Here is a 15,907-nt window from a genome sequence, read left to right as displayed (position 1 = left end):
CGGCGTTTCCGCACGGGTCTTTTTTATATTTTTCCTTTCGTCCATTTTCTCTCTAACAGTTCCACTCCCTGATACATTAATGTCGCAAAAATCGCGATGATCAGAAGGCTTAAAAATACAAGGGTGAAATTGAAGACTTGAAATCCGTATATGATCATGTAGCCTAAACCTTTTTCGGAAACGAGAAACTCGCCGACAATGACACCGACCCAGGATAAACCGACATTCACTTTAAGCGCAGAAACAATGGCGGGGGCACACGCCGGCAGAATGACTTCTTTAAACATGATGCGCCTTTTCGCTCCAAATGTTTTCATGACCTTAATATAATTTTCATCCACTTCCTGAAAAGCCGTAAAGACGACGATTGTCGTGATAATGACACTGATGACTGCTCCCATGGCTACGATACTTGTAAAATTCGGTCCGAGTGCGACGATGAGAATCGGTCCGAGTGCGACCTTCGGCATCGCGTTTAAAATGACGAGGTACGGGTCTAAAATCCGGGCGAGCCTGTTTGACCACCATAACAGAGCGGCGAGACATGTGCCGAGAAGGGTGCCGAGCAAAAAGCCGAGAACGGTTTCGCCTAATGTGACACCGATGTGCGCCGCGAGGGATCCGTCCGCAATCTTTTCAACTAAGAGCCTGCAAACGGCAGAGGGGGAGCTGAAAATTAACGGATCGATCCAGCCCGCTTTGCTCGATATTTCCCACCCTGCAAAAAATACGATAAAAATGGCGGCCTGATACGCACGAATCCGGCGTTTTTCTTTTTGGTGTTTTTTCTTAAACTGCTGATGAAGCTCTTCAATCGTGCCGCTGCTGTTTTTCAAGGGAATTCAGCTCCTTCCATATGGTTTGAAACAGCGGCTGAAAGGCCGGGTCCTGACGCGCGTCAAACGGATCTAAGGCGGCGAGCTCCTTAGGCACGGTGAAAATTTGGTGGATCGTTCCCGGCTGATTCGAAAATAAATAGATCGTATCGCTCATCGCGATGGCTTCACCGATATCGTGGGTGACGAGCACGGCTGTTTTTTGAAAATCCTTTAATGTTCTGAAGACAAGGTTTTCTAAAGAAAGCTTCGTTTGAAAGTCCAGCGCCGAAAACGGCTCATCAAGAAGCAGCAGGCCCGGGTCCGGGGCAAGCGTTCTGGCAAGTGCCGCCCGCTGCCGCATTCCCCCTGACAGCTCTTTCGGATATTTTTTTTCGACGCCGATTAATCCGAGCTTAGGCAGAAGGCCGAGAACTTCAGCTTTCTTTTCTTCTGTTAATGTTTTGGAAATGTGTAAACCGAGCAGCACGTTTTCCTCAATTGATTTCCAAGGAAATAAATAATCCTGCTGAAGCATATAGCCGATTTGGTGTTCTTTATGGTTCGGCACGCTGCCTTCAATCAGCACCCGGCCTTGTGCAGGGGCAATAAGGCCGGCAAGAATGGATAGGAGTGTTGTTTTACCGCATCCGCTCGGTCCGAGAAAGGAGATGAAATCCCCTTTTTCAATATGAAGATGTATATCTTTCACGGCGGTTGTTTTTTCTTTCAGCGAGAAATAAGTATGTGTCACATGATCCACATGTAAAAAAGACATTCATGTTCCTCCTATTGTTCTGAGGTGACTTTTTTGGCGATTTTTGTGTTGACGAGTTTGCTGTACGGAATATGTTTCGGGAGCTCCCCGGCTTCATCCATAATAGATTGAAGCTGTTCCCATTCATCTTCTTGCAGAACGGGGTCAGAAGAGAATGATTTTTGTTTTTTATAACGGTCTATCGATGCTTCAATAATGGCAGGGTCGGTATCGGCAAATTCCTTTTGAATCGTTTTTGCGATGTCTTTGGCCGGATGGCTTTCCACCCATTGCTGGGCGCGGTAGATGGCGCGGGTGAATTTTTCCGCCGTTTTTTCATTGTTTTTTAAATAGCTTTCTTTTGCCATAAAGGTTGTGTAAGGCACTTGGCCGGAAGCTTCTCCGAAGGATGCGACGATATGGCCGATGCCTTCTTTTTCAAATTGGGATGCCGTCGGTTCAAACAGCTGGACATAATCACCGGTTCCGGATGCGAATGCGTTGGAAATATTGGCGAAATCAATGTTCTGAATCAGGTTAATGTCTTTTTTCGGCTGTATGTGATGCTTCTTCAGGACGTACTCACCGGCCATTTGGGGCATGCCGCCTTTACGCTGGCCGAGAAATGTTTTTCCTTTTAAATCGTCCCACTTGAATGATGTCACATCCTTTCGCGCCACGAGAAATGTACCGTCTGTCTGTGTCAGCTGCGCGAAGTTGATGATAGGATCTTTTGCTCCTTGCGCTTCCACGTAAATGGACGTTTCAGAACCGACCAGCGCGATATCAGAGCCGTTTGACAAAAGCGATGTCATCGTTTTGTCTCCGCCCCATGTGGTTTGAAGTGAAACGTGAAGCCCTTCTTTTTTAAAGAAACCTTTCGCTTCAGCGACATACATAGGGGTATAGAAGATGGAGTGTGTGACTTCCGCCACCTTTACCTTCGTCAGACTTTCTTCCTGTCGGCAGGCCGGAAGAATGAGCAGGAAAAAGGAGCATATGACAAAGACGCAGCTCGTTTTGAGCCATTTGTTCACGGTGTAACCTCCTTGTTTTAAGCGTTAAATTAACCTTTTTTGCTTTACATATCGTATGATGGGTATAAAAAATGTGTGAGTGCCCATATTCAGGTTGGGAAAGAATAAAAAACTGATGATGGAAGGAGGCTCATTTGTTTTGCTTGTTGAAAAGAAAAGGTTTCCGTCTCCGAGTCCGCATGTCCGCCTCTTTACGGTGTGCTATGAGTCAGAAGGGCTGAAGGTAAAGGGGCTCCTTGCCGAGCCTGCGGCGCCGGGAACATACGACGGTTTTTTATATTTGCGCGGCGGTATTAAAAATGTCGGCATGGTTCGTCCGGGAAGAATCGTTCAATTCGCTTCCCAAGGCTTTGTCGTGTTTGCGCCTTATTACAGAGGCAATCAGGGCGGCGAGGGGAATGAAGATTTTGCGGGAGAGGACAGAGAGGACGCGTTTTCGGCTTTCCGTCTGCTTCAGGAGCATCCGAACGTCAGGGAAGGGCGGATTCATATTTTCGGATTTTCCCGGGGCGGAATCATGGGTCTTTTGACTGCGATCGAGATGGGGCATCAAGCGGCTTCGCTCGTTTCCTGGGGCGGTGTGAGTGACATGGCGCTCACTTATGAAGAGCGGAAGGATTTGCGGCGGATGATGAAGCGGGTGATCGGCGGCACGCCGAAAAAGGTGCCGGATGAATACAGATGGCGTTCGCCGTTTGAAAAAGCAGACCGCATTCAGGCGCCTGTGCTGCTCATCCATGGCGAGAATGATGAAAATGTCTCGATCGAGCACGCCAGGATGATTGAGGACAAGCTGAAAGAGACGGGGAAACCGGTGGAGACCTGGTATTACAGCGGTTTTACGCATTATTTTCCCCCGCAGGAAAACAGACGCATTGTCCGGCGTCTGGCGGAATGGATGAAGACAAGGTAAGATGCCGGATTTATGATATGATAATATAGAAAAAGAGAATGAAAGGGGATTTTCATTTTGGGAATGCCTGTAGAATTTAATACTATGATTGTGACTAAAGGCAATGAAAAACGGATAGAGGAAAATATCTTTTTATTAGAGAAAGAGGGCTATCGGGTCTATCCTCTCGATATTCCGATGGACGTGCGCAAAACAAAAAACGGCGAGAAATCCGGCACGGGTGAAGTCCAAAAGCTCGAGTGGGCGAACGGCCGGACAAGCATTACATACAGACTCACTTCGCTTCATTCGACAAATTGAAAAAACAAAAGCCGAGGGCATATACGCCCTTGGCTTTTTTGGTTAAACGAGAGGTCCGCCGGCTTTGGCAATGGAGTCTGCATGGGAAAACTTTTTAAAGTTTTCTTTGAACTCATTGGCTAAAAACAGCGCTTTTTCGTTGTATGCTTTTTTATCGCTCCATGTGTTTTCAGGCTGAAGAACCTCATCCGGAACGCCCGGAACATGAACGGGGCTGTGCAGACCGAAAATGCTGTCTGCTGTCATGTCTGTCTGATCAAGCGTGCCGTCAATTGCGGCTTTGACCATCGCTCTTGTATACGAAAGTTTCATCCGCTCTCCGACTCCGTACCCTCCGCCGGTCCAGCCTGTGTTGACCAGAAAGACTTGAACGCCGTGTTCGTCGATTTTCTTCCCGAGCATTTCGGCATATACGTGAGCCGGAAGCGGCAGGAACGGTGAACCGAAGCACGTGGAAAAAGTCGTTTGCGGAGATGTCACACCGCGTTCGGTTCCGGCAAGTTTGCTGGTGTACCCGCTTAAGAAATGATACATCGCCTGCTCCTTCGTCAGTTTGCTGATCGGAGGGAGCACACCGAATGCATCCGCCGTTAAAAAGACGATCGCCTGCGGGTGGCCGGCAATGCTAGGCTGCACGATATTGCCGATCATCTCAATCGGATATGCGGCTCTTGTGTTTTCCGTGTAGAAGGAATTGTCGTAATCCGCCTCACCCGTTTTCTCATCAAGCACAACATTCTCAAGAACAGACCCGAAGCGGATCGCGTGAAAAATCTGCGGTTCTTTTTCTTCGCTCAGATTTATACATTTAGCGTAACATCCGCCTTCAATGTTAAAAACGCCGGAATCAGACCAGCCGTGCTCGTCATCGCCGATCAGTTTCCGGTCCGCATCGGCTGAAAGCGTCGTTTTCCCAGTGCCGGAAAGACCGAAAAACAGGGCGACATCGCCTTTTTCACCGACGTTGGCTGAGCAGTGCATCGGCAGAATATCCTGCTGCGGGAGCAGAAAGTTCATAATCGAGAATATTGATTTTTTCATTTCTCCGGCGTACTCGGTGCCGCCGATTAAAATGACGCGCTTTTCGAAGGATACAATAATAAATGTTTCAGAATGCGTGCCGTCCGTTTCCGGATCAGCTTTAAAATGCGGAGCTGAAAGAATGGTAAACGGCTGTGCTTGCGGATCTTTTTCATTCGTCTCCGGTCTGATAAACAGCTGGCGCGCGAATAAATTATGCCACGCAAATTCATTTACGACTGTAATCGGCAGTCTGTATTTTTCATCTGCGCCTGCGAATCCTTCAAAAACAAACAGTTCATCTCTCTGTTTTAAGTAGCTGACGACTTTGGCGTACAGCTTTTCAAACGCTTCTTCAGAAATGGGCTGGTTCACCGCGCCCCAATCAATTTGATTTTCTGTGCTTTTTTCACGAACGATAAATTTATCTTTAGGTGATCGGCCCGTATATGCGCCGGTAGTGGCGCGTACGGCGCCTGTTGATGTCAGCGTTCCTTCATTTCGGCTGATCACTTTTTCAGTAAGTTTTGGAGCTGATAAATTATGATGCACATTCGGACTTGCGAGTAACGCTTGAAGATCTGCGGTTAAATCAACTAATTTCATAAAAACCTTCCTTTGCCGGTTTATTTGTATTTCGCTGAATGTGGAATTAGTATAACATATATATAAAAATAGTCTATACTATTTATTATTTTTTGTTTGTGTTTTTTCCATTGCTTCCCGAAATAAAGGCGCGTAATCGCTTTAATTCATATTGACACTTTCCGCCCTTTTACGATAAGATATTTCATTGAGCGGATACTCTTATCCCGAGCTGGCGGAGGGACAGGCCCGATGAAGCCCAGCAACCGGTTTCTCTGTAAAAAAGCAGGTGAAAACACTGTGGGAAACCAAGGTGCTAACCTGATGCAAGGTTTAATATTTCCTTGAGCGATAAGAGTGAAAGGCACACAGACCAAACCCTTTCCTCGAGTGGAAAAGGTTTTTTTATTTCATAAAATATGCCAATTAACATTCTCTGATATAGTATGACATTGTATTAAGAGGGAGCGAGTTCCGTATCATATGAAAAGGTCTTGCAAAAGATCTTTTTTCAGGAGGAAAAGTAAATGAGTAAAAACCGTCGACTATTTACATCTGAATCTGTTACCGAGGGTCATCCGGATAAAATCTGTGACCAAATTTCTGACAGTATCTTAGATGAGATTTTAAAAAATGACCCGAACGCGCGCGTAGCCTGCGAAACGTCTGTAACAACAGGTCTTGTGCTGGTAAGCGGAGAGATTACAACATCAACATACGTTGACATTCCGAAAACAGTCCGTGAAACGATTAAAGAAATCGGCTACACACGGGCTAAATACGGATTTGATGCGGAGACTTGCGCTGTTTTAACATCAATTGATGAACAGTCTGCGGATATCGCGATGGGTGTCGATCAGGCTCTTGAAGCGCGTGAAGGCACAATGAGCGACGCTGAAATCGAAGCGATCGGAGCGGGGGACCAAGGTCTGATGTTCGGTTATGCGTGTAACGAAACGAAAGAGCTTATGCCGCTTCCGATCTCACTGGCGCATAAATTAGCCCGCCGTCTGAGCGAAGTCCGCAAAGAAGACATTCTTCCGTACCTTCGCCCTGACGGAAAAACGCAAGTTACCGTTGAATATGATGAAAACAACAAACCTGTCCGCATCGATGCGATCGTCATCTCAACTCAGCACCATCCGGAAATTACGCTTGAGCAGATTCAGCGCAATCTGAAAGAGCATGTCATTAACCCTGTCGTGCCTGAGGAACTGATCGATGAAGAGACAAAATACTTCATCAACCCTACGGGACGTTTCGTAATCGGCGGTCCGCAAGGTGATGCGGGGCTTACAGGCCGTAAAATCATCGTTGACACATACGGCGGATATGCACGCCACGGCGGCGGCGCGTTCTCCGGTAAGGATGCGACGAAGGTAGACCGTTCAGCGGCATACGCTGCGAGATACGTAGCGAAAAACATCGTGGCAGCAGGCCTTGCTGATTCTTGTGAAGTGCAGCTTGCATACGCAATCGGCGTGGCACAGCCTGTTTCTATTTCCATCAATACGTTTGATACAGGAAAAGCTTCTGAAGAGAAACTGATCGAAGTCGTACGGAATAACTTCGACCTGAGACCTGCCGGCATTATTAAAATGCTTGATTTGCGCCGCCCGATCTATAAGCAGACTGCTGCTTACGGCCACTTCGGACGCCATGATGTGGATCTTCCTTGGGAGCGTACTGACAAGGCGGATGCGCTTCGCAAAGAAGCACTAGGAGAATAATTTTATAGCCGCTTACTTAAGCGGCTTTCCCTTTTTGCAGATGCTGCCATGCTGATTTTTTACATAGCGTGAAACCAATGGCGTAACAAAGCGTCTATAAAAAGGGGGTCCAATTAGAAAATTACACTTATGGAGGCTATACTATGTGTGGATTTGTCGGTGTTTTTAATAAGCATCCATTAACTCAAACCGCAGATCAAGAAGAGCTAATCAAACAAATGAATCAAATGATCGTTCACCGCGGTCCTGACAGCGATGGGTATTATCATGACGAGCACGTCGGTTTCGGCTTCAGACGGCTCAGTATTATTGACGTAGAAAACGGCGGACAGCCTTTATCATATGAAGACGAAAAATATTGGATCATTTTTAACGGCGAAATCTATAACTACATTGAATTGAGAGAAGAGCTTGAAGCGAAAGGCTACAAGTTCAATACAGATTCCGATACCGAGGTGCTCCTTGCGACATACCGCCATTATAAAGAAGAAGCTGCTTCAAAGCTTCGCGGAATGTTTGCGTTTTTAATCTGGAACAAAGCTGACCGTGTCATGTACGGCGCGAGAGACCCGTTCGGAATTAAACCGCTGTATTACACAACCATCGGGGACAAAGTGTATTTTGCTTCTGAAAGAAAAAGTTTAATGGCCGCTCAAAACGGTATTGATCTTGATACAGCTTCTTTACAGCAATATATGTCTTTCCAATTCGTTCCTGAACCGAGCACGCTTGACGCTGAAGTGAAAAAAGTCGAGCCGGGCAGCCAGTTTACGATCCGCCCGGAAGGCGATATCGCGTTTAAAACGTATTTCAAAGCGAACTTTAAGCCCGTTCAGTCTGATGAAGATAAATTGGTGAAAGAAGTCAGAGACGCAATCTTTGACTCTGTCAAAGTCCACATGAGAAGTGACGTTCCCGTCGGCTCGTTCCTATCAGGCGGTATTGACTCTTCTTTTATCGTCTCAGTTGCGAAAGAATTTCACCCGAACCTGAAAACATTTTCTGTCGGCTTCGAGCAGCAGGGCTTCAGTGAAGTTGATGTAGCGAAGGAAACAGCTGCCGCGCTCGGGATTGAAAATATCAGCAAAGTCATTTCTCCAGAGGAGTATATGAACGAGCTTCCGAAAATCGTCTGGCACTTTGATGACCCGCTTGCAGATCCGGCGGCGATTCCTTTGTACTTTGTCGCGAAAGAAGCGAAAAAACATGTAACGGTTGCGTTATCCGGGGAAGGCGCGGACGAGCTGTTCGGCGGGTACAATATTTACCGTGAACCGCTGTCGCTTAAACCGTTTGAACGCATTCCGTCCGGACTGAAAAAAATGCTTCTTCACGTGGCGTCGGTCATGCCAGAAGGAATGAGAGGGAAAAGCCTCTTAGTCCGCGGCTGCACACCGCTTGAGGAGCGCTATATCGGAAATGCGAAGATTTTTGAAGAGCCTGTGAAAAAACAGCTGCTTAAACATTACAATTCAGAGCTTTCATACCGTGATGTCACGAAGCCGTACTTTACGGAAAGCCGTTCATACAGTGACATTAATAAAATGCAGTATGTCGACATTCATACGTGGATGCGCGGCGACATTCTGTTAAAGGCTGACAAAATGACGATGGCCAACTCATTGGAACTGCGCGTGCCGTTCCTTGATAAAGTCGTGTTTGACGTGGCCTCTAAAATTCCGGATGAATTGAAAACGAAAAACGGCACGACGAAATACCTCCTGCGTAAAGCCGCTGAAGGGGTAGTGCCTGATCATGTGCTTAACCGTAAAAAACTCGGTTTCCCTGTGCCGATCCGCCACTGGCTGAAAAATGAAATGAACGAATGGGTGCGCAACATCATCCATGAAAGCGAAACAGACGCTTATATTGAAAAGGATTATGTCCTTCAGCTTCTTGAAGATCATTGTGCCGACAGAGCGGATAACAGCCGCAAAATCTGGACCGTGCTGATCTTCATGATCTGGCACAGCATCAATGTCGAAAAAAGACTGGTGCCGGAAGAGCTGAATCATCAGCCGAAAGAAGTCATCTTCGTTTAATCCAAAAGGCTTTCGATGTTATCGAAAGCCTTTTTTCTATTGTTTTTTATAAACCTTCTATTCCGCTATGTTTTCCGCAAAGTGTTACGCAATATTCAGAAAAATGTTATTATAGGACTATCGGACAGATTCCGGAGAGTGTTTTCTGGCTATTTCGTCTCGGTTTGTTTTTTCTGTCAAAATCAGGGGGAGGGAGAGTTATGCAAAACAAAGGAAAAACGCTTCACCGCGGCTTGGAAGAGCGGCATATCTCGCTTATGTCTTTGGGAGCCGCGATAGGAGTCGGGCTGTTTCTCGGGTCAGCTTCGGCCATAAAGCTTGCCGGACCGGGGATTTTAGCAGCTTACGCCTGCAGCGGGCTGATTATGTTTTTTATTATGCGGGCATTAGGGGAAATGGCGATTCAAAAGCCTGTGGCCGGCTCATTCAGCCGGTATGCCAGAGATTATCTCGGCCCGCTGGCGGGATTTTTAACGGGCTGGAATTATTGGTTTTTATGGGTCGTTACCTGCATGGCGGAAATCACCGCGGTCGGCATTTATATGGGCTACTGGTTCCCTGACGTGCCGTCATGGATCTGGGCGCTTTGTGCACTCGTCATTATGACGGCTGTCAACTTTCTGGCGGTCAAAGCATACGGTGAGCTTGAATTCTGGTTTGCGCTCATTAAAGTCCTGGCGATTCTGTCAATGATTGCGATCGGCCTTGTGATGATCGTATTCGGTCTCGGAAACGGAGGCGTTGCGCTCGGGATCAGCAATTTATGGAGCCACGGCGGCTTTTTCCCGAATGGGATTAAAGGGGTGCTGCTGTCGCTTCAGATGGTCATGTTTGCATATCTCGGGATTGAGCTGATTGGTGTCACAGCCGGTGAGGTCAAAAACCCGGAAAAATCACTGGCACGCGCCATTGATACTGTTTTTTGGCGCATTCTCATTTTTTACGTCGGAGCTTTGTTTGTCATTATGTCAATTTATCCGTGGCAGGAGATCGGTTCAGGCGGAAGCCCGTTTGTTTTGACATTTGAAAAAATCGGAATCCCCGCAGCGGCCGGAATCATTAATTTTGTCGTTTTGACGGCGGCTCTTTCGTCCTGCAACAGCGGGATCTTCAGCACAGGACGCATGCTGTTTAATCTGGCCGAGCAAAATGAAGCCCCTAAAACCTACGGCACGGTCACAAAAGGCGGGGTGCCGGGAAAAGCGGTATTGGTTTCAGCGGGTGCGTTATGCATCGGCGTTCTGTTGAACTACGTGGTGCCGGCGAAAGTGTTTACATGGGTGACAAGCATTGCGACGTTCGGAGCGATTTGGACGTGGGCGATTATTTTGCTTTCTCAAATGAAATATCGTAAAAGCTTACAGCCGGAAGAACGAAAAAAACTGAAATATAAAATGCCTTTATATCCCTTTTCCTCTTATATCTCACTGGCATTTCTCGCTTTTGTCGTTGTACTGATGGCTTTTAATGCAGAGACCCGAGTGGCCGTCATCATCGGCCCTGCCTGGTTCTGCATATTATTAGCAGCCTATTACGGGAAAGGCTTCCATAAAAGAAAACACATAAATCTGGAAAACGGACAGACATTTGCCGAAAAAGCGTAAAAAAAAGAGCCCGCTGAAATGGGCTCTTTTTTCATAGGATCGGGTCAAAGGGGGAAGAATAAAACAAATTCCTGAACATTTTGCTTCTGTTTTCTGACAACCAGCAGAACGCAAATGGTTTTTGCTTAAATAATATTTTGAAAAATGGTACAGTAGTAAAACAAAGCTGATCTTTTTTATTTCTCTTGCAGTGCTTTATAGTATCGGCCTTTTTCAACATATTCCGTTCTGATTCTTTCCATGTCCCGTACATCTTCTTCTGTCAGCCGGCGGATGACCTTTGCAGGGCGGCCGAACGCAAGAAAGCCGGGCGGAATGGATTTGCCGGGAGGAACGAGACTTCCGGCGCCGATAAACGCGCCTTCTCCGATTTCTGCCCCGTCCAGAATGACGGAGCCCATACCGATTAAAGCATTCTTTCTGATGATTGCGCTGTGCAGTGTAACCTGATGGCCGATCGTGACGTCATCTTCAATAAGAAGCGGGCGGCCCGGACTTTGATGCAGACAGCTCAAGTCTTGTATGCTGACTCTTTTTCCGATTCTTGTCGGCGCAACATCCCCGCGGATGACGGCTGAGAACCAAATGCTTGATTGTTCTCCGATCACGACGTCGCCCGTAATGACGGCGTTATCCGCAATAAACGCTTCAGGATGTATGTCCGGCGTAAATTCTTTATAAGGGTAGATTATCATGTCTCATCCTTCTTTCTCTAAATTTATGTAAGAGGTGAACAGCATGTGGACTTGGAAAGCAGACAGGCCCGTCGGTACCATTGTCATAATCCACGGGGCAAGCGAATACCACGGGCGTTATAAATGGCTCGTTGAAATGTGGAGATCTTCCGGATATAACGTGGTGATGGGTGATTTGCCCGGTCAGGGAACATCCACCCGCGCCAGAGGGCATATTCGCTCTTTCCAAGAATACATTGATGAAGTAGATATATGGATTGATCAAGCGAGAACGCTTGAATCGCCCGTTTTCCTTTTGGGCCACAGCATGGGCGGACTGATTGCGATAGAATGGTTTAAGCAGCAGAGAAATCCCCGCATTACGGCACTCATTTTATCATCACCTTGTCTTGGGCTGCAAATAAAAGTCAATAAAGTGCTTGATTTTGCGTCTAAAGGACTGAATGTTCTCGCCCCGTCCCTCAGAGTGGACTCCGGTTTATCGCCTGATATGGCGACAAGGAATGCGGATATGATTGAAGCGGATCAAAACGATTCTTTATATGTCACGAAAGTATCTGTAAGATGGTACAGAGAGCTTTTAAAAACCATTGATGCCGCTATGGTGCCGACTGATGCGTTTTTAAAAGTGCCGCTTTTGCTTATGCAGGGCGGTGATGACAAAATCGTTGATAAAATGAAGGTCCGTAAATGGTTTTCCGGTGTGGCTTCCCATAATAAATCATACCGGGAATGGGAAGGGCTTTATCATGAAATTTTTAATGAACCGGAAAGAGAAGCTGTGTTTAAGGCGGCGAAAGCCTTTACAGATCAGTATATTTGAATTCGCTGGGGGTGCATTTGTTGACAGTACCGGAACATCCTTTTAACCTTATGGCAAAAGTGTATCGTGAAATTTTTCCGCTCGTACATCAGGAATTGAATATATGGCGGGAAAAATCAGATTCCATTAAAAATACCGAGCTGCGGGAGCAGGCGGCCGCAAGTATCCGTGATAAATCGTTTCATTGTGAGGGCGGCGGCATTTTAGCCCTGCTGTCGGGAGAGCAAAAACAGAAATGCGTGCAATTTATCATTGCGTACCAGACGATCAGTGATTATCTGGACAATCTGTGTGACCGCAGCACATCGCTTGATCCGGAAGATTTCCGCATGCTTCACCTTTCGATGCGTGACGCGCTGACAGTCGGTGCCGAGGTGCAGCCGTACTATCAGTACAGAGAGGAGCAGGATGACGGCGGTTATCTTCATGAGCTGGTCAGAACATGCCAGCGGGTGCTCGGGTCAATAGAACATTACGGCATCATTAAACCTTATTTGCTCGAGCTGTGCGATTATTATTGCGATCTTCAGGTGCATAAGCATGTCGTTGAGCATGAACGCGTTCCGAGGCTTAAAAGCTGGTTTGAGCAGTACCGGTCACAGCTTCCGGAAATGGAGTGGTTTGAATTCTCTGCTTGCGCAGGATCGACGTTAGGCATTTTCTGTCTCGTCGCTTACTCTTTCCAGCCTGATTTCAACGAACATACCGCTGAGAAAATCCGCAGCAGTTATTTTCCGTACATACAAGGGCTGCACATTCTGCTCGATTATTTAATAGACCAGGAAGAGGATCTGCTTGAAGGCGATCTGAATTTCTGTACGTATTATCAATCTCATGAAGAAATGATGCAGAGACTGAAGCATTTTATTGAAAAAGCGGATGAACATTTGCACGGCATTCCGCATGAAAATTTTCACCGGCTGATTAACCGGGGGCTGCTCGGCGTCTATTTATCCGATGACAAAGTCGCCAGCCAAAAAGAAATGGGCCGCCTCGCGCGAAAGCTGATCAGGGCAAGCGGAAAAACGTCATTTTTCTTTTATATCAACGGAAGAGCCTACCGCAAATTTCAGAAGATGGCTTGGACGAAAAGCTCGTAATGGATGAACAGTGCCCATTAAAAAGAGACATGCGCAATTTACGCTGTCTCTTTTTTTAATGGTTTCTTTTTTTCCGCAAAGTGCATTACAAATTTGCCGACCAGCCCGATGACGAAAAATGCAGCAAACCACCAGTAATAGGTTTTCGCGAACTCAAATCCTAAATGTCTTGATAAAATGATGATGAACATCACGTAGGGAACACTTGAAAAAATGATGCGAAGAATATTCAAACTGCTGCTCCTCTCAGGTGTTTCAGTGGAAAAATGAACTTTTTCCCATTATTTCATGGTAATTGACTTTTTTGAAAAAGTAAATACGTTCACAAAAAGAATCGGCCTGTTGATGACAGGCCGATTCTTTATTTACCAGGAGATTTCTTTTCAATTGCTATAATAAACGGCGGGTCGTTTCGCTGGTTGAGAAAGCCGTAGCTCAGCACGCGCGCCTTTTCCTGATCAAGGTTTTCGCAATATTCCAGAAGCGCATTCTTTTCCGTCTTTCCCTCAGGATGCCCGTGGTAGACCACGAGAACGATCAGCCCGTTCTCTTTCAGCAGTTCAAGGAGCTGTTCGATTGCAGAAATGGTAGAGTGCCCGTTTGTCGTAATGCTTTTATCGCCGCCGGGCAGATAGCCGAGATTAAACACGGCACAAGCCACACGGCCGTGCGCATCCTCAGGCAGGGATGCCTTTATTTGATCATGGCTCTTATGGTGCAGCGTGACGCGCGGGCTGAGGGCGTCACCGAGACGCTCCTTCGTTTTGGCGAGTGCATCAGCCTGAATATCAAAGGCATGGACATGTCCTGTCTCACCGACAAGGCCGGCCAGAAAATATGTATCATGCCCGTTGCCCATTGTCGCGTCAACCGTGATATCTCCTTCTTGTGCGGCGGACTTCAGCAATTCTTTACTGAAAGGGAGGATGTGCATCAAGGTCATAGGGCAGTCTCCTCCCCGATTTTTCTGAAGAGCTTTCCTTGATAGCTTCCCCGTGTTTCCAGCTCTTTTTGAATGGCGCCCAGTACTTCCCACTTATTGACGCTCCACATCGGCCCGACCATTAATTCGATCGGCCCGTCCCCCGTAATGCGGTGAACGATCATTTCCGGGGGAATGATTTCGAGCTGATCACATACAAGCTGGACATATTCTTCCTGCGAAAGGAATTCAAGCTTTCCTTTTTCATATTGCTTCACCATCGGTGTGCCTTTTAATAAGTGAAGCAGGTGAATCTTAATGCCTTGAACATCCAAATCAGCGACGGCTTTGGCCGTCTCCATCATCATGTCCCTGTTTTCGAGCGGAAGCCCGTTAATGATATGGGAACAAACACGGATGCCGTGTTTTCTCAGTTTATTGACGCCCTCAACATAGCAGTCAAAATCATGGGCGCGGTTGATCAGAAGGGCGGTCCGCTCATGTACGGTCTGCAGCCCGAGCTCAACCCACAAATATGTCCGTTCATTCAGTTCGGCCAAATACTCCACGACATCATCCGGCAGGCAGTCCGGACGGGTCGCGATAGACATGCCGACAACACCGTCAAGCTTGAGTACGGATTCAAATTTCTCACGCAGCTCCTCCACCGGCGCATGTGTATTCGTGAACGCTTGGAAATATGCGATATATTTGCCGTCTTTCCACTTTTCGTGCATGCGGTTTTTGATATCGTGAAATTGCGTGATTAAGTCATCGGCCCGGTTGCCGGCAAAATCGCCAGATCCGGCCGCACTGCAGAATGTGCATCCGCCGTGTGCAACCGTGCCGTCCCGATTCGGGCAGTCAAAACCGCCGTCAAGCGCGACTTTAAACACTTTATGCCCGAAATGCTCCCGCAGATGATAATTTAATGTATGGTACCGTTTTTCCGTATTTGAATAAGGAAAAGGGTTATTCTCGTTCAATGTTCAAAAAGCCTCCCTCACATCAGATGCATCCTAAAATTGTAGCATGAATGATGGGGGTTCACAATGTGAAAACAGATGCGGCTTTCTTTTGTTTAGTATAACTGCGGGCAGGATTCTCATTCCTTTTCCTGACTCACGGAAAATTTGGTTCTCTTTCCTGCAATCTTCGGGTGTTAATCATTTTTCCTCCGCTCAAACTAAGTTTGATTTCCCATTCACTGAGGAGGGGTTTCGTTGGCAACAAGACAATCAGTAGATGAACATCTCCAAAGAAGCGAACAGGCGTATGAATTTGCGAATGAGCAATTTAAAACCGCTTCCAAACAAGAGCATTATAATGATAATGAGTACAGTGAAGCGCAAATGATGCTTGAAAACGCGGTGAATGAATTAAACAAGCTGTCATTATCTGCGAATGATCAGCAAAGAGAGCAGCTTTACCGAATGAGATTGCAGCTCCAGACCCTGCAAAACAATATGATTTTGCAGCGTAATTTCGATTACTGACCGCACCGTTTTAGATGGTGCAAAACCTGCCGGAATCCCGGCGGGTTTTTTTGTAGTTCTTTTTAAAA

16 protein-coding genes and 1 riboswitch are annotated in these 15,907 nt (G+C 46.8%); of the genes, 8 read left to right on the top strand and 8 right to left on the bottom strand.

Annotated features, from left to right (window positions below):
- Positions 1–23: 23 nt before the first annotated feature.
- Genes ACW5MY_RS13990 through ACW5MY_RS13980 form a run of 3 tightly spaced genes read right to left on the bottom strand, consistent with a single transcriptional unit; the run spans position 24 to position 2,609 of the window.
- Complete coding sequence (locus ACW5MY_RS13990; RefSeq protein ID WP_013353273.1) at positions 24–836, bottom strand: ABC transporter permease; 813 nt, start codon at positions 834–836, stop codon at positions 24–26.
- Positions 811–1,593 (bottom strand): ABC transporter ATP-binding protein, encoded by a 783-nt coding sequence (locus ACW5MY_RS13985; RefSeq protein WP_013353272.1) that lies wholly within the window; start codon positions 1,591–1,593, stop codon positions 811–813. The genes ACW5MY_RS13990 and ACW5MY_RS13985 overlap by 26 nt, the downstream gene beginning before the upstream one ends.
- Before the next feature lie 11 nt (positions 1,594–1,604).
- Complete coding sequence (locus ACW5MY_RS13980) at positions 1,605–2,609, bottom strand: ABC transporter substrate-binding protein (RefSeq protein WP_013353271.1); 1,005 nt, start codon at positions 2,607–2,609, stop codon at positions 1,605–1,607.
- A gap of 139 nt (positions 2,610–2,748) precedes the next feature.
- Between ACW5MY_RS13980 and ACW5MY_RS13975 the strand changes: the two genes are divergently transcribed.
- Entirely contained in the window at positions 2,749–3,522 is a 774-nt protein-coding gene (locus ACW5MY_RS13975; protein WP_013353270.1) for an alpha/beta hydrolase family protein, read from the top strand.
- A gap of 57 nt (positions 3,523–3,579) precedes the next feature.
- Positions 3,580–3,822, top strand: coding sequence for a DUF2584 domain-containing protein (locus ACW5MY_RS13970; protein ID WP_013353269.1), 243 nt, complete (start codon positions 3,580–3,582; stop codon positions 3,820–3,822).
- Between the two features lie 42 nt (positions 3,823–3,864).
- Here ACW5MY_RS13970 and pckA read toward each other — a convergent pair whose 3' ends face one another.
- Complete coding sequence (pckA, locus tag ACW5MY_RS13965; protein ID WP_013353268.1) at positions 3,865–5,448, bottom strand: phosphoenolpyruvate carboxykinase (ATP); 1,584 nt, start codon at positions 5,446–5,448, stop codon at positions 3,865–3,867.
- Between the two features lie 198 nt (positions 5,449–5,646).
- A riboswitch (SAM riboswitch) is annotated at positions 5,647–5,785 on the top strand.
- A 169-nt stretch (positions 5,786–5,954) separates the two neighbouring features.
- Between pckA and metK the strand changes: the two genes are divergently transcribed.
- From metK to alaP, 3 genes are all read left to right on the top strand, one after another.
- Entirely contained in the window at positions 5,955–7,157 is a 1,203-nt protein-coding gene (gene metK, locus ACW5MY_RS13960) for a methionine adenosyltransferase (RefSeq protein ID WP_003152253.1), read from the top strand.
- A 143-nt stretch (positions 7,158–7,300) separates the two neighbouring features.
- A complete protein-coding gene (gene asnB / locus ACW5MY_RS13955) occupies positions 7,301–9,199 on the top strand; it encodes an asparagine synthase (glutamine-hydrolyzing) (RefSeq protein WP_013353267.1) in 1,899 nt (632 codons plus the stop codon).
- 200 nt (positions 9,200–9,399) lie between these two features.
- A complete protein-coding gene (gene alaP / locus ACW5MY_RS13950) occupies positions 9,400–10,803 on the top strand; it encodes an alanine permease AlaP (RefSeq protein ID WP_013353266.1) in 1,404 nt (467 codons plus the stop codon).
- Positions 10,804–10,979: 176 nt separating this feature from the next.
- Here the strand turns inward: alaP and ACW5MY_RS13945 are convergent, their stop codons facing one another.
- Positions 10,980–11,495, bottom strand: coding sequence for a gamma carbonic anhydrase (locus ACW5MY_RS13945; protein ID WP_038463278.1), 516 nt, complete (start codon positions 11,493–11,495; stop codon positions 10,980–10,982).
- A gap of 46 nt (positions 11,496–11,541) precedes the next feature.
- Between ACW5MY_RS13945 and ACW5MY_RS13940 the strand changes: the two genes are divergently transcribed.
- Positions 11,542–12,321, top strand: a complete 780-nt coding sequence (locus ACW5MY_RS13940; RefSeq protein ID WP_013353264.1) for an alpha/beta hydrolase — start codon at positions 11,542–11,544, stop codon at positions 12,319–12,321.
- 20 nt (positions 12,322–12,341) lie between these two features.
- On the top strand, positions 12,342–13,421 hold the full coding sequence (locus ACW5MY_RS13935) for a tetraprenyl-beta-curcumene synthase family protein (RefSeq protein WP_013353263.1): 1,080 nt from the start codon (positions 12,342–12,344) through the stop codon (positions 13,419–13,421).
- Positions 13,422–13,459: 38 nt separating this feature from the next.
- Here the strand turns inward: ACW5MY_RS13935 and ACW5MY_RS13930 are convergent, their stop codons facing one another.
- The 3 genes from ACW5MY_RS13930 to mnmL form a co-directional block, all read right to left on the bottom strand.
- Positions 13,460–13,654 carry a hypothetical protein gene (locus ACW5MY_RS13930; protein ID WP_014470848.1) on the bottom strand — a complete coding sequence of 65 codons (195 nt, stop codon included), beginning with the start codon at positions 13,652–13,654 and terminating at the stop codon, positions 13,460–13,462.
- 128 nt (positions 13,655–13,782) lie between these two features.
- Entirely contained in the window at positions 13,783–14,364 is a 582-nt protein-coding gene (gene mnmM / locus ACW5MY_RS13925; RefSeq protein ID WP_013353262.1) for a tRNA 5-(aminomethyl)-2-thiouridylate-methyltransferase MnmM, read from the bottom strand.
- The gene (mnmL, locus tag ACW5MY_RS13920) at positions 14,361–15,329 is read right to left on the bottom strand and encodes a tRNA modification radical SAM protein MnmL/YtqA (RefSeq protein WP_013353261.1); all 969 of its coding nucleotides are present in this window, start codon (positions 15,327–15,329) and stop codon (positions 14,361–14,363) included. Before mnmL ends, mnmM begins: the two co-directional genes overlap by 4 nt.
- Before the next feature lie 237 nt (positions 15,330–15,566).
- Between mnmL and ACW5MY_RS13915 the strand changes: the two genes are divergently transcribed.
- Complete coding sequence (locus tag ACW5MY_RS13915) at positions 15,567–15,839, top strand: YtzC family protein (protein WP_013353260.1); 273 nt, start codon at positions 15,567–15,569, stop codon at positions 15,837–15,839.
- Positions 15,840–15,907: the final 68 nt, after the last annotated feature.

It is taken from the genome of Bacillus sp. Bwzl_19, assembly GCF_054900515.1.
The sequence above is the reverse complement of the archived record's forward strand: the minus strand, read 5'-3'. Positions and strand labels throughout refer to the sequence as shown.

Coding starts and splice junctions, on each gene's coding strand:
- mnmM (WP_013353262.1), bottom strand. CDS start 14,364: ATGACCTTGATGCACATCCTCCCTTTCAGTAAAGAATTGCTGAAGTCC.
- asnB (WP_013353267.1), top strand. CDS start 7,301: ATGTGTGGATTTGTCGGTGTTTTTAATAAGCATCCATTAACTCAAACC.
- ACW5MY_RS13940 (WP_013353264.1), top strand. CDS start 11,542: ATGTGGACTTGGAAAGCAGACAGGCCCGTCGGTACCATTGTCATAATC.
- pckA (WP_013353268.1), bottom strand. CDS start 5,448: ATGAAATTAGTTGATTTAACCGCAGATCTTCAAGCGTTACTCGCAAGT.
- ACW5MY_RS13985 (WP_013353272.1), bottom strand. CDS start 1,593: ATGTCTTTTTTACATGTGGATCATGTGACACATACTTATTTCTCGCTG.
- metK (WP_003152253.1), top strand. CDS start 5,955: ATGAGTAAAAACCGTCGACTATTTACATCTGAATCTGTTACCGAGGGT.
- alaP (WP_013353266.1), top strand. CDS start 9,400: ATGCAAAACAAAGGAAAAACGCTTCACCGCGGCTTGGAAGAGCGGCAT.